This is a genomic window from Catenulispora pinistramenti (genome assembly GCF_018274385.1).
GTDB classification, from domain to species: domain Bacteria; phylum Actinomycetota; class Actinomycetes; order Streptomycetales; family Catenulisporaceae; genus Catenulispora; species Catenulispora pinistramenti.
This window is the reverse complement of record NZ_JAAFYZ010000033.1, coordinates 35,978-49,714: the sequence shown is the minus strand read 5'-3', so window position 1 is coordinate 49,714 and position 13,737 is coordinate 35,978. Positions and strand designations below refer to the sequence as shown.

Here is a 13,737-nt window from a genome sequence, read left to right as displayed (position 1 = left end):
TGCTCCTTAAGGGATCCGGCGGGGGCGGGGCACCAGGGCGGGGCGCGCCGGGTCCGCGCTCGCCGCGGCCAGCGCGGCGGTGAGGTGGTCGTCGAAGAGCCGGGAGATGGTCTGCGCGTCGAACAGCGCGCGCAGGTCGAGCTCGACGTTCAGCGCCGAGCGCACCCGGGCGATCAGCTTGACCGCGGTGAGGGAGTTGGCGCCGAGGGCGAAGTAGTCGTCGTCGATGCCGATCCGCGGCACGCCCAGCAGCTCGGCGGCGATCTCGCACAGCGTGGCCTCGGCCGGGGTGCGCGCCGGGCGACCGCCGGTCTCGGCGGCGGCTTCCGGCTCCGGCAGCGCGGCGCGGTCCAGCTTGCCGTTCGGGTTCAGCGGCAGGGTGCCGAGGATGACGCCGGCCGAGGGGACCATGTAGGGCGGGAGGTCCGCGCCGAGCCGGACGGCCAGCTCCGGCCAGGTCAGGGTGCTGCCTTCGGCCGGGACGACGTAGGCGACCAGTCGCTTGGTGTCGGCGGTGGCGCCGCGGGTGGCCACGACCGCGTGCCGGACGCCGGGCAGCCGCCCGAGGACGGCCTGGACCTCCGCCGGCTCGACCCGGAACCCGCGCACCTTCACCTGGTCGTCGGCGCGGCCCAGGTGTTCCAGGACGCCGCCGGTCCGCCAGCGGCCCAGGTCACCGGTCCGGTACATCCGCGCGCCGGCGACGCCGAAGGGGCTGGCGACGAAGCGGTCGGCGGTGAGGTCGGGCCGGGCCAGGTAGCCGCGGGCCAGGCCGGCGCCCTCGACGTAGATCTCGCCGACCGCGCCGACCGGCACCGGCCGCAGCCGGTCGTCCAGGACGTACACGCGGGTGTTCGGCAGCGCCCGGCCGACCGGCGGGGCGGAGCTGTCTCCGGGCTCTGAGATCCAGGCCGTGGCGTAGACGGTGACCTCGGTCGGCCCGTACAGGTTCGCGATCCGGCAGCCCGGCACGGCCTCGCGCACCCGGTTCGCGACCGAACCGCTCAACGCCTCGCCGGTGAAGCCGATCGTCCCGGCCGTCATTTGCACGCCGGGCCCGCTCAGCAGCGTCGCCATCACCGAGGGCACCGAGCCGGCGTACCCGCCGGACAGCTCGCGGCCGCCCAGGGCGAGCGGGCCGGACAGCAGCTCGACCGTGCCGCCGCAGCGCAGCGGCGCGAAGATCTCCAGCACCGACGGGTCGAAGCTGAGCGAGGTCGCGGCCAGCGTGTGAGCCAGGGTATTGCGGCCCAGGGCCTCGACAGCCCAGGCGGTGAAGCCGGCCAGGGCCTGCCGGGTGATGACCACGCCCTTGGGCCTGCCGGTCGAGCCGGAGGTGAAGATCGCGTACGCCGGGTTCCCCGGCCGCGGCGGCACCGGCCGCTCGCCCTCGGCGAGCCGGTCCGGCGAGCGGTTCTCCAGGTCGCGCCGCACCTCGGGGTCGTCCAGCAACAGGCGCGGAACCGCGGGCGCCGAGGCCAGGACGGATTCCGTCCCGGCCGTGGCGAGCGCCAGCACCGGGTTGGAGAGTTCGAGCATGTACGCGATGCGGTCGGCGGGGTAGGTCACGTCCAGCGGCACATACGCCGCGCCGGTCTTGAGGACCGCGAGCAGGGCGACGAGCAGGTCCGGGGTGCGGGGCAGCGCGACGGCGAGGAACCGCTCGGGTCCGGCGCCCTCGGCGACCAGGCGGCGGGCCAGGCGGTTCGCCCGGGCGTCGAGCTCGGCGTAGGTGAGCTGTTCGCCGTCGCAGACCACTGCGACCCGGTCGGGGTGCTGCCGGACCTGCCCGGCCAGCTGATCGGCGATGTCGGTGGGATCCACCGGCGTCGTCGGCCCGTACCAGTCGCCGAGCAGGTCCGCGCGCTCGGCCGGGAGGAGGAATTCCAGGTCGCCGATCGGCACAGCGGGGTCGGCCGCGCCGATCGCCGTGAACAGGACGGCGAGCCGGTCCCGGTGCCCCGCGAGCACATCGGTGGGGTACAGCCTCGGGTTCGCGTCCAGGCACACCCGCAGCCCGGGGATGCTCGCGCCGCTGTAGACGGCGAGGTTGAAGTCCTCGACCGGGCCGTTGGACAGGATGTCGACGGTGGCCCTGGCGCCGTGGAAGCCCAGGTCCTCCTGGAACCGCAGCACGTCCACCGACGGCCCGTAGAGCCGCTGGCCGCCGGTCAGCTTCAGATCGCGACGCAGGTCCTCGAACCGGTAGCGCTGATGCGCCAGCGCCTTCTTGATCTCGTCGGCGGTCCGGCGGACGAACTCGGCCAGGCTCAGAGCCGGATCGACGTCCAGCCGCAGCGGCACCACGTTCGCCGCCATGCCCGCGGTGTTCTTCTGCACCGCCCCGAACCGGGCGGCCACCGGCAGGCCGATGACGACTTCCCGGACCCCGCGCATCCGGCTCAGGTACACCGCCATGGCCGCGCAGACCACGACCGAGTGGCTGGTGCGGACCCCGCGGGCCAGCGCCTGGAATCCGTCGCGGACGTCGGCGCCGACCTCCACGGTCTCGCGCAGGAAGGTGCGGGCCGGCAGCGCCGTGCCGTCAGAGAGCCCGTGTACTTCCCCGACCCCGGCAAGCCGGTCGGTCCAGTACTCGCGGTCGGCGTGGAACTGCTCGCCGGCCCGGTACTCCGCGTCCGCGTCCAGCAGGCTCGCGGCCGGCCCCAACCGTCCGTCCTCCGGCGATCCCCCGGTGGCCAGGGCCGAGTAGATCTGCGCCACGCGGCCCGCGACCAGCGAGGAGGTGTAGCCGTCGCAGACGATGTGGTGCGCGCGGTTGAACCAGAAATAGCGGTCGGGCGCTACCCGGAACAGGATGCAGGTGAACAGCGGGCCCTGCTCTAGGTCGATCGGCCGGGCCATCTCCTGCCACATCCGGGCCAGGGCGGCGGCCTTCGGGTCCGGTTCGCCGCTGAGGTCCTCCAGCGGAACCGGGACCTCGCCGGGCACGGGGATCTGCGCCGGGCCGGATTCGGTGGCGAGGAAGCGGACGTGCAGTGCCTCGGATTCGAGCAGGGCACGCACCACGGCCTGGCGGAGCAGCTCCGGATCCACGGCCCCCTCGATGTCGAGGTACTGGCCGCCGGCGAAGATGGGGTTCGCCCGGTCCAGCTGCTGGGCGAACCACATCCCGGCCTGGGCCGCAGCGAGGGGGACCGGGGTCGTCGTGATGGTCATCGCGGATCTCTCACCTTCGTGGGTCAGGACTTCCACAACGGGGCCGGCGCGGGGTCCTCAGCCGGCCAGGGCGGCCAGGCTTCCGGCGACGTCGGCGGGGCTGGGCATCGCGTGCATCTCGGCGCGCACCGCCTCGGCGGCTGAGCCGAACCCGGGCTCGTCGAGCACCCGCGCCAGGCCGTCGCGCACCGCCGCCGCGCTGATCGTCTCCGGCCGGATCAGGACCGCCAGCCCCCGCTCGGCCAGCACGGCGGCGTTGGCCGGCTGGTCGGCGCCCTGCGGCAGCACCACCTGGGGCACGCCGAGGGCCAGCGCGGTCAGCGAGGTGCCGGCGCCGCCGTGGTGGACGATCGCCGAGCAGGTGGGCAACAGCGCGCTCAGCGGCGTCCAGCCCGCGATCCGCACCGACTCGGGCAGCTCGCCGACGCCTTCGAGGTCGGATTCGCCCATGGCCACGACGGTCTCGACGCCCAGACCCGCGAGCTCCAGCAGGATCTCCCGGACCACGGCCACATAGAGCTGCTTCAGCTCCGAACCCGCCGGGAGGCTGCCCAGCACGCTGCCCATCGTCACGCACACCCGCGGCCGGTCCGGGCGGTCGAGTATCCAGTCGGGCAGCACCCGGCCCTCGTTGTAAGGGACGTACCGCAGCGGCCACTCGGTCTTGGAGTCGTGGCCGCCCAGGCTCGCCGGCCGGATGTCGAGGCAGGCGGCGGGCTCGGTGTAGGGCACTGAGATACCCAGCCGCTCCCGGGTCGGCAGCAGATACTCGGCGACGGCGGCGCGGTACTTCGCCGCCTGCTCGTCCGGTCCGGCCCAGGCCAGCCGCACGCTCTGCTCCACATACGGGATCGCGTACCTGGCCGCCACCAACTCCCCCGCGCCCTGTTCGAGGGTGGACACCACGAGGTCGGGACGGAAGTGTTCCGCGGCGCGAAGGAGTCCGTCGGCCATCGCCTCGCCGAACATCCCCATGCCCGAACGCTTGGGCCGGGTTCCGTCGGTGGCGGCCAGGACCGCTTGGCTGGCGGCCAGGAACTCGGCATGGACGTCGACGCCCGGAGCCGCGTCGACGGTCGAGAAACCGCTGGCCGCCACGGCGTTCGAGGTGGCGCCGGTGTTCACCATCAGCACCTCGTGCCCGGCCGCGCGCAGGGCCCAGGCCAGCGGGACCGTCGGCAGGAAGAGCCCCGAGCCCGGCGCGGCGGTGGCCAGGACCCGCATCAGCGTTCTGCCAGGGTCGCCGATACCGGCAGCCGGACCGGGCCGATGAGGCCGACCGAGGAATGCAGCGCGACGCCGTCCCGCGGCACGATGTCGGAGGTGCGGCGCAGCAGGCCCTCGACCGCGATCCGGGACTCCAGCCGGGCCAGCGGCGCGCCGAGGCAGAAGTGGATGCCCTTGCCGAACGCGCGGTGCGGGTTGGGGTCGCGGTGGATGTCGAAGCGCGCGCCGTCGGCGAACACCCGCTCGTCGCGGTTGGCCGAGGCCAGCCAGACACAGACGTTGCCGCCCTTGGGGATCGGGGTGCCGCCCAGAACCGTGTCGACCCGGGCCACCCGCTGGTCGCGGATCAGGGCCGGGCGCCAGCGCAGCACCTCCTCGATCGCCGACGGCAGCAGACCGGGGTCGGCGCGCACCTCGGCCAGCGCGTCGGGGTGCTCGGCCAGGCCCATCACGGTGTTGCCGATCAGCAGCGAGGTGGACATGTGGCCGGCGATCAGGAACATGGCGATGATGCCGAAGATCTCGTCGTCCTGGAGCTTCCTGCCGTCGATCTCGACACTGGCCAGCGTGCTGGTCAGGTCCTCGCGCGGATCGGCGCGGCGCTCGGCGACGTGTGCCAGCAGATAGAGGCTGGCCTCCTCCAGCAGCTTGCCGATCTTGCGCATCGCCTCCTCGTCGACCGTGCCCAGCTCGCCGAACGGCCGGGACCCGATCAGACCGTCCGACCAGGTCCAGAACACCTTGTGGTCGGCCTGCGGGATGCCGAACAGCTCGGCGATGACCGAGGCGCTCAGCTGGCTGGCGTAGTCCTGGGCCAGGTCGAAGGCGGCTTCGCCACCGGGCTCGGCCGCGCCGAAGACCTCGTCGAGCAGGTTCTCGGACAGGTCGTGGATGCGCGGTTCCAGCTTGGCGATCGTGCTGGGCGTGAACGCCTTGTTGACCAGGGCCCGCATCTGGGTGTGCAGCGGCGGGTCGATGCCGATGAAGTTGCCGCGGGCGGCTTGCGCCAGCCGCTTCTGGTCCTCGGGGATCAGCGCGGTCTTGTCGCTGGTGAAGGTCTCGTAGTCGGACAGGACCGCCATCGACTCCTCGTAGCGGAAGACCTCCCAGACGTTGGGCTGGCTGCTCGGCCCGGCCGCCTCGCGGGCGCGCCGGTCGGCGAAGTAGGCGAACAGCTCGGTGATCCGCTCGGCGGCGGGCAGCGTGGTGAGCGCTTCGAAATCCATGGCAGGTGTCTCCAAGAGCGGAACCGGGAAACCAGGACGCGCCGAGGGCGCGGAAAACGTGCGGAGGTGGATCAGACCTGTGCGGCGTCGCCCCGGAGCAGGCCGGAGCCGGCCGGCGCCGCCGCGGGGTCCGAACCCGCGGCCGCGATGCGGTTCTCGGCGTCGACGAAGACGATGCGCGGCTGGAAGGAGCGGGCGTGCTCCTCGGCCACCGCCGAGTAGGAGATGACGATCACCAGGTCGCCGGGGGCCACCAGGCGGGCCGCGGCGCCGTTGACCCCGATCACGCCGCTGTCGGCGGGACCTTCGATCACGTAGGTCGAGAACCGGTTGCCGTTGTCGATGTCGACGACGTCGACCTTCTCGCCGGGGAGCAGGTCGGCGGCGGCCATCAGGGTGGCGTCGACGGTGATGGAACCCACGTAGTGCAGGTCGGACTGGGTCACCGTGGCCCGGTGGATCTTCGACTTGAGCATGTCGCGAAAGGCGATGGTGGTCGCGGACATGTGGTGGACCTCCCCGTGGTCGTCCTCGATCACTTCGGATGCTAGGTGCGGCGGCGGCCGGGACGGAGCGCCGTTCGGGGTGCCCGTTCGGGTAGCCGAACGGGCACCCCGAACGGGCATCGCCGGTGCGGCGACCGTTGCGATAGTGAAAGGCGATCGTTCTGCGACGCGAAACGGGGAGCCATGCATACCCAAGCACCGGTCGGCACCGACCTCGACCTGGCCCATGTCGAACTCCACGTCGAGGATCTGGACACCTGGCGCGACGTCTTCACCGACCGGTACGGCCTACGGCCGGCCGGCGTCGCGGGCTCCCGCGAACAGGGCTTCCGCAGCGTGGCGCTGATCGGCGGGCGCGCGGTGGTGGTGCTCACCGAGGCCCTGACCGACGACCACCCCTGCACCGCGTACGTGCTCTCCCACGGCCCCGGCGTCGCCGACATAGCCATGCGGACCACCGACGTGGACGCGGTCTTCGCCTCGGCGGTGGCGGCCGGCGCCCCGGCGATGGCCGAGCCCCATGACGGTCCCGACGGGGTGCGCACGGCCTCGATCCGGGCGTTCGGCGACGTCACCCACACGTTCCTGCAGGGCGAACCCACAACGGACGCGGTCCTGCCGCCGGGCTTCAGCCCTCTTCCCGGAGCGCCGGGCGTGGCCGCCCCCGAACCGGACGACGCGCCGGGACTGCACACGATGGACCACTTCGCCGTCTGCGTCCCGAACCGGTCCCTGGACCAGACGATCGATTTCTACACCACCGCCCTGGGCTTCCGGCAGACGTTCGAGGAGCGGATCATCGTCGGTTCGCAGGCCATGGACTCCAAGGTGGTGCAGAGCCGGTCCGGCGGCGTGACCTTCACGATCCTGGAGCCCGACGTGAACTGCGCGCCCGGGCAGATCGACCAGTTCATCAAGGACCACGGCGGCGCGGGCGTGCAGCACATCGCGTTCGCCACCGACGACGTCGTCCACGCGGTCGAGTCGATGCGGCACCGCGGGGTGGAGTTCCTGAAGACCCCCGGGACCTACTACGACCTGCTGCCGAACCGGTTCGTGCCGGCCGGCCACCCGATCGCGGAACTGCGCGCGGCGGGCATCCTGGTCGACGAGGACCACGGCGGCGAGCTGTTCCAGCTGTTCACCCGCTCCACCCACCCGCGGCGCACGCTCTTCTTCGAGGTCATCGAACGGGCCGGGGCCCGGCTGTTCGGGTCGAACAACATCAAGGCCCTGTACGAGGCGGTCGAGCTGGAGCAGTCAGGGTCCTGATGCTGACGACACCTGGGCCCGGCGCCCAGTCGGTGGTCGAATTCGAGCAGATCGCCCGTGCGCGGTTGCCCGGTGAGGTGTGGGACTTCGTCGCCGGCGGCAGCGGCGCCGAGACCACCCTGGCCGCGAACCGCGCCGCCCTGGACCGCGTCGCCCTCGTGCCGCGGGCTATGGGTGACCTCAGCGGGCGGCACACCGGGACCGATCTGTTCGGGGTCCGGGCCGCGATGCCCGCGGCGATCGCGCCCATCGCCTACCAGCGACTGGTCCACCCCGACGGCGAGCTCGCCCTGGCCCGGGCCGCGAAGCGCGCCGGGATCCCGTTCACGGTCTCGACCATGAGCAGCACCCCGCTGGAGCAGGTCGCCGAGGTCGGCGGCACCACGTGGTTCCAGCTGTATCCGTTGCGCGACCGGGAGCAGTCGCGGGACCTGGTCCGCCGGGCCGAGGCCGCCGGATGCGCGGCGCTGATGGTGACGGTCGACGTGCCGTGGATGGCGCGGCGGCTGCGGGACGTGCGCAACGAGTTCACGGTCCCGGCCCACGTCAGTGCCGCCAACTTCACGGATTCGAGCGCAGCCGCCGGCGCGCGGCAGGCGGTCGTCGGCGACTCCGCGGTGGCCGCGCACACCGCCGCCACCTTCGCGGCCTTCACCTGGCCGGACCTGACCGAGCTGCGGCGGGCCGCGTCGATTCCATTGATTGTCAAGGGGATCCTGGATCCGCGGGACGCAGCGAAGGCGATCAGCCTCGGAGCCGACGCGGTCGTGGTCTCCAACCACGGCGGGCGTCAGCTGGACGGCGCGATCGCCTCGGCCGACGCGGTCACGGCGGTCCGGGAGGCGGTCGGCGACCGCGGCACCGTACTGTTCGACAGCGGGATACGCAGCGGCCTGGACATCATGCGGGCCCTGACTCTCGGCGCCGACGCGGTGCTGATCGGCCGGCCGGCGCTGTGGGGCCTGGCCGCCGACGGCGAGGCCGGGGCGGACCGCGTCCTCGGCCTGTTCCACCAGGAATTCGCCGAGGCGCTCGGCCTGGCCGGCTGTCCGGATCCGGCGGCGGCACGGACGCTGACCATCTGGAGGGGATCGGTATGACCACCGCGGCCATCAAGGTGACGGATCTGCATGCCTCACTGTCCGATCCGGCGCTGGACTCGATGAACTTCCTCAACGAGATAGCGAACCGCTATCCCGACGCCGTCTCCTTCGCGCCCGGACGGCCTTACGAAGAGTTCTTCGACACCCGGCTCATCCACGAATACCTGGAGCGGTTCGAGAGCTACCTCCGGCAGGAGAAGGGCCTCACCGACGAACAGGTCTGCCGGATCCTGTTCCAGTACGGCCGCACCAAGGGCGTCATCGACGACCTGGTCGCCGAACATCTGGCGATCGACGAGGGGATCCACGCCGCGCCGGAGTCGATCGTCGTCACCGTGGGATGCCAGGAAGCGATGTTCCTCGTCCTGCGCGCCCTGCGCGCCGACGAACGGGACGTCCTGCTCACGGTGGCACCGGCCTACGTCGGCATCGTCGGCGCGGCGCGGCTGGCCGACCTGCCGACCGTGGCCGTGCCCGGCGGCCCGGCCGGCGTGGACCTGCCCGCCCTGGCCGAGGCGATCCGCCGGCTCAAGGCCGAGGGCCGACGCCCGCGCGCCTGCTACATCGTGGCCGACCATTCGAACCCCTCGGGTATCAGCCTGTCGACCGCCGACCGGCACGCGCTGCTGAAGCTGGCCGAGACCGAGGACTTCCTGATCCTGGAAGACAACCCCTACGGGCTGTTCTCCGCCGGGGACGAGCGGCCGCCGACGCTGAAGTCGATCGACACCGGACGGCGGGTCGTCTACCTCGGCTCCTTCGCCAAGACCGGGATGCCGGGCGCACGGGTCGGGTACCTGGTCGCGGACCAGGAGACGGTCGGCGGCGGACTCCTGGCCGACGAGCTGGCGAAGATCAAGAGCATGCTCACCGTGAACACCTCGCCGATCGCCCAGGCGGTGGTCGCGGGCAAACTGCTGACCCACGGGTGCAGCCTGGTCCAGGCCAACGAGCGGGAGATCGCGGTCTACCGGCGCAACATGGCCGCCCTGCTGGAAGCCCTGGCCAAGCGGTTCCCGGCCGGCTCCGGCATCTCCTGGAACCGGCCGCACGGCGGCTTCTTCCTGGTGTTGTCCGTGCCCTTCGACGCCGACGACGCGCTGTTGGAACGCTCCGCACGGGAGTTCGGCGTGCTGTGGACACCGATGCGGCACTTCGCCTCCGGGCCCGGCGCGGCGCGGGCGATCCGGCTGTCCTGCAGCGTGCTCACCCCGGAACGCATCGAGGACGGACTCGACCGACTGGCCGCCTTGTTCGCGACGACCACCGAAAAGGCTGAATCCAAGCGTATTGATACCGATAGCAGGCATCTGGAACAGACAATAACGGGGCTCGACTCTTATACCTCGATACAGAAGGAACCTCCCCGGTGCTGACTCTCCAGTCTGTGAGCAAACGCTATCGGCCGGGCCGTCCGGTCCTGGTCGACGTCGACTTCACCACCGCGCCGGGGACGGTGCAGGCCGTCACCGGCGGCAACGGCTCAGGCAAGTCGACGCTTCTGCGGGTTCTGGCCGGGGTGAGCCGACCCAGCTCCGGCACCCGCACCGGCGACCCGGGCGTCATCGGCTACGTCCCGGACCGGTTCCCCACGAGCACCCGGCTGTCCGCCGAGGCGTACCTGGCGCACATGGGCCGTATCAAGGGTCTCAGTACGGCCCGCTCGGCCGAGCGGGCGACCGAACTGCTGACCCGGCTGGACCTGGTCGGCGGTCCCAAGACCCCGATCCGCGAGCTGTCCAAGGGCAACGCCCAGAAGGTCGCCCTGGCGCAGGCCCTGCTGATGCCGCCACGCCTGCTCATCCTGGACGAACCGTGGTCGGGGCTGGACGCCTCCGCGCACGGGGTACTGGCCCAGATCATCGTGGACACGGCACGCTCCGGCGGCGCCGTGGTGTTCACCGACCACCGCGAGGCGATCACCGGCGGGCTCGCGACCGAGGTCTACCGGATCGAGGCCGGACGGCTGTCCCGGCAGGCCCTCCCGACGCGGGTGCACGACACGGCGTCGGAAGTCCTGCTGCGGGCGACGCGACCGCAGGCCGTTGATTTGCGCGGGCTGGCCGGGACGCGCTCGCTGGAGGCCACCGGCGATGTGGTCCGGGTACGCGTGGACCGGGACCGGTGCGATGCCTTGCTGCTGGTCGCGTTGCAGGGCGGGTGGACTGTCGACGGAGTGCGGCACAACGATGCCGCCGAGCCGCCGAATCTGCTCGGCGGTGTCACGGCCGGGGCGAACGGCGTCGGCGGCTCGGGCGGTGTCCGTGGCGTCGGCGGCGTCGGCGGCGTCAGCGGTGTCGGCAGCGGCCCGGCGAACCCGGCGAACCAGATCGGCGGCCAGCGATGAAAGCGCTGTACCGCTACACCCTCTCGACCGCCTTGCACTCCCAGCGCTACGTGGCCCCGATGGTCTTCTTCCTGGCCCTGCTCGCCGTCCTCACCAGCAGCGACAGCGGTCCGTTGCTCGGTGTCTACGCCGCGGCCGCCGTATCGGTACTGGCCTGTGCGACCTGGCTGACCGCGGCCGTGGTCAACATCGAGGAACCGGTCGGCCGGACGATCGTCGTGGTGAACGCCGGCAACGCGCGCGGTCCGCTCGCCGCCGCCGTCGCCGTCTCGGCGACGTTCTGCGTCGGGATGGTCGTGATCGGGCTGGGCTACCCGGTCATCTCGGGCTCGCACACGGTGCTGGTGCGCTCGGTGCTGCTCGGTGCCGCCGCGGAGCTCACCTGCGCGGCGGTCGGCATCGGCCTGGGACTGCTGTGCTCGCGGCTGGTGATCGGCCGGCCGGGGGCCTCGGTGCTGGTCGGGCTGGCGCTGGTGCTGGGAGTGATCCTGGCCAAGCCGCTGCCTCCGGTGTACCCGATGCTGCACGCCATGACCGGCGGCCATCCGAGCGCCGGCGTCGGCTTCGTCGGCTACGCGGCCGCCGGACTCCTGTTCCTCGCCGCGGCGGGTGCCGCGACGCAGTACATCGCTGTTCGCCTGGACTGACCGGGAACTTGTCGACGTCGCCGCGAAGACCGCCGCCGACCTCGCCTCCGCCTGACTCCCGCACGAACGCCGAAGGAGAATCCCATGAAAATAGCCGTCGCCGGCGCCTCGGGTGCGCTGGGCTCCGCGATCGTCCGTGAGTTGGGCGACAGCGGACACACGGTGTTCCGCCTGGTCCGCGGCGAGTCGCGGGGGCTGGACGAGATCGGCTGGGACCCGTCCTACGGCCGGATCCCGGCCGGCGCCCTGAGCGGGCTCGACGCGGTGGTGAACCTCTACAGCACCGGTCTGGCGGGAAAGCGCTGGAACGCCGCGCAGAAGCAGAAGATCCGGGACAGCCGCGTCATCGCCGCGGACACACTGGCCGCCGCGGTCCGCGACTGCGGGGTGCCGTTGCTGCTGAACGGTTCGGAGACCGCCTACTACGGCGACACGCAGGATCGCCAAGTCGGCGAAGGCGATCCGGTCGGCACCGGCTTCCACGCCGAGCTGTGCCGGGACTGGGAGGCTGCCGCCGAGGCGGCGGGTCCGGACACGCGGCTGCTGCTCCTGCGCTTCGGCACCGTGCTGGGCCGGAACAGCGGTGTGGTCAAAGCACAGGCCCCGGCCTTCCGCGCCTTCCTCGGCGGCCGACTCGGGCGGGGCGACCAGTACCTGCCGTGGATCACCATGGCGGACGCGGCCGCGGCCGTACGGTTCCTGATGACGGCCGACGGGGTCGCCGGCCCGGTCAACGTGACCGCACCCGATCCGCGTCCGCAACGCGAATTCGCCGCGGCGCTCGGCCGCGCCCTCGGCCGCCCCGCGCTCTGGACCCTGCCGCGCCCGGTATTGCGGGCCGCGCTCGGGGAGTACGCCGACGGTTTCTACACCGGACAGCGCGCCGTCCCCGAGGTACTGACCGCGGCCGGATTCGAGTTCCGGCACGCCGAACTCGGCGCCGCGCTGCAGGCGGTCCTCAAGGCAGGGTCCTGACCTCCCGGCTCAGCAGACCCACGGTCCCGGCGGCCGAGCAGATCCCCGCGGCCATCATGGTCAGCGCCAGCCCGGTCCGGGTCCCGAACGCGGCCGACCCGGCCTGGGCTCCGAACCCCGCGGCCAGCGCGCCCACCGGCACGGCCGAGAAGTTCAACGTCCCGGCCGTGGCGTTGACCCGGCCCAGCAGGTTCGCCGGGACCGCGCCCTGCCGCAGGGTCACCACGATCGAGTTCCACAACGGCAGCGAGAACGAGGACACCACCCGCAGCAGGATCAACAGCGGCAGCGCCGGGACCGCCAACGCCAACGGGGCCAGCACCCACACCGCGCCGGCGCCGTTGGCCGCCAGCAGCGTCGCCCCGGTGCCCAGCCGGCGCCGCAGCCGGGACACCGTCCAGGCGCCGAGCACCGCCGCGACCGTCCCCGAGGCGAACAGCAGCCCCGCGACGCCGCTGGAGAGCTTCAACGCCCGGTAGGCGAACAGCAGCAGCACGGTGTTGACGGCGGTGTTGCCGAAGTTGCGAGCGGCCGAGGCGATCGTCGTGCGGCGCAGCACCGGATGCTGCCAGAGTACTGATACGCCCTCGCGCAGATCGTGCCAGACCGGGCTCGCCGCCCTGGCCTCCATCGGCGGCTCCGGCGTCCGCAGCAGCACGACGCCGGCCACGGAGAACAGGAACGACACCGCGTTCACGGACATCGCCGTCGGCCCGCCCCACCACTGGATCAGCAGGCCGCCGAGCGTCGGCCCGACGACCAGGCTCAGCGTGTTGGAGATCTCCATGCGCGCGTTCGCGGTGCCCAGGAAGTCCGAGCCGACCAGCGCCGGCAGGTGCGACTGGCTCGCGACGTTGAAGAACACCGCGAAGACCCCGGCTATCGCGGCGACCACGTAGAGCACGCCCATGCCCAGGTGCCCGGCCGCGGACAGCAGCGGGACGGCACCGAAGGCCGCGGCCCGGACCAGATCGGAGACGATCATCACCGGTCGGCGCCGGGTCCGGTCCATGAACACCCCGACGAACAGGCCCAGCAGCGTGTAGGCGCCGGTGTTGACGGTGTTCAGGATGCCGACCTGCAAGGCCGAGGCACCGAACCCGGTGATCGCGATGGTCGGCAGCACGAACGCCGCCACCTGGTCCCCCACCACGCTCACGCTCTGGCCGAGCCAGTACGTGCGGAAGTCGCGCCGGCGGTCGGGACCGACCCCGGTCGGCGCCGCCGGATCCCCGACGGCCGTTCCCACCACCG

Annotated in this window: 11 protein-coding genes; 6 read left to right on the top strand and 5 right to left on the bottom strand. The window is 72.3% G+C overall.

Annotation, left to right across the window (positions count from 1 at the left end; genetic code table 11):
• Positions 1–6: 6 nt before the first annotated feature.
• The 4 genes from KGQ19_RS12755 to panD all read right to left on the bottom strand — a co-directional run bounded on the left by KGQ19_RS12755 (position 7) and on the right by panD (position 6,139).
• The gene (locus KGQ19_RS12755; protein ID WP_212009317.1) at positions 7–3,180 is read right to left on the bottom strand and encodes a non-ribosomal peptide synthetase; all 3,174 of its coding nucleotides are present in this window, start codon (positions 3,178–3,180) and stop codon (positions 7–9) included.
• Positions 3,181–3,237: 57 nt separating this feature from the next.
• Positions 3,238–4,404: a nucleotide disphospho-sugar-binding domain-containing protein gene (locus KGQ19_RS12750; RefSeq protein WP_212009316.1), complete on the bottom strand. Its 1,167-nt coding sequence runs from the start codon at positions 4,402–4,404 to the stop codon at positions 3,238–3,240.
• Positions 4,404–5,633: a cytochrome P450 gene (locus KGQ19_RS12745; protein WP_212009315.1), complete on the bottom strand. Its 1,230-nt coding sequence runs from the start codon at positions 5,631–5,633 to the stop codon at positions 4,404–4,406. The genes KGQ19_RS12750 and KGQ19_RS12745 overlap by 1 nt, the downstream gene beginning before the upstream one ends.
• A 71-nt stretch (positions 5,634–5,704) precedes the next feature.
• Positions 5,705–6,139, bottom strand: coding sequence for an aspartate 1-decarboxylase (gene panD / locus KGQ19_RS12740; protein ID WP_212009314.1), 435 nt, complete (start codon positions 6,137–6,139; stop codon positions 5,705–5,707).
• Between the two features lie 183 nt (positions 6,140–6,322).
• Here panD and hppD point away from each other — a divergent pair, with 183 nt between their 5' ends.
• From hppD to KGQ19_RS12710, 6 genes are all read left to right on the top strand, one after another.
• Complete coding sequence (hppD, locus tag KGQ19_RS12735) at positions 6,323–7,411, top strand: 4-hydroxyphenylpyruvate dioxygenase (protein WP_212009313.1); 1,089 nt, start codon at positions 6,323–6,325, stop codon at positions 7,409–7,411.
• The gene (locus KGQ19_RS12730) at positions 7,411–8,511 is read left to right on the top strand and encodes an alpha-hydroxy acid oxidase (RefSeq protein ID WP_212009312.1); all 1,101 of its coding nucleotides are present in this window, start codon (positions 7,411–7,413) and stop codon (positions 8,509–8,511) included. Before hppD ends, KGQ19_RS12730 begins: the two co-directional genes overlap by 1 nt.
• The gene (locus tag KGQ19_RS12725; protein WP_212009311.1) at positions 8,508–9,890 is read left to right on the top strand and encodes an aminotransferase-like domain-containing protein; all 1,383 of its coding nucleotides are present in this window, start codon (positions 8,508–8,510) and stop codon (positions 9,888–9,890) included. The genes KGQ19_RS12730 and KGQ19_RS12725 overlap by 4 nt, the downstream gene beginning before the upstream one ends.
• A gap of 11 nt (positions 9,891–9,901) precedes the next feature.
• Complete coding sequence (locus KGQ19_RS12720) at positions 9,902–10,861, top strand: ATP-binding cassette domain-containing protein (RefSeq protein WP_212009310.1); 960 nt, start codon at positions 9,902–9,904, stop codon at positions 10,859–10,861.
• The gene (locus tag KGQ19_RS12715; protein WP_212009309.1) at positions 10,858–11,508 is read left to right on the top strand and encodes a hypothetical protein; all 651 of its coding nucleotides are present in this window, start codon (positions 10,858–10,860) and stop codon (positions 11,506–11,508) included. Before KGQ19_RS12720 ends, KGQ19_RS12715 begins: the two co-directional genes overlap by 4 nt.
• Before the next feature lie 84 nt (positions 11,509–11,592).
• Positions 11,593–12,483, top strand: a complete 891-nt coding sequence (locus KGQ19_RS12710) for a TIGR01777 family oxidoreductase (protein WP_212009308.1) — start codon at positions 11,593–11,595, stop codon at positions 12,481–12,483.
• Here the strand turns inward: KGQ19_RS12710 and KGQ19_RS12705 are convergent.
• On the bottom strand, positions 12,467–13,732 hold the full coding sequence (locus tag KGQ19_RS12705) for an MFS transporter (RefSeq protein WP_212009307.1): 1,266 nt from the start codon (positions 13,730–13,732) through the stop codon (positions 12,467–12,469). The genes KGQ19_RS12710 and KGQ19_RS12705 overlap by 17 nt on opposite strands.
• Between the last annotated feature and the right edge of the window lie 5 nt (positions 13,733–13,737).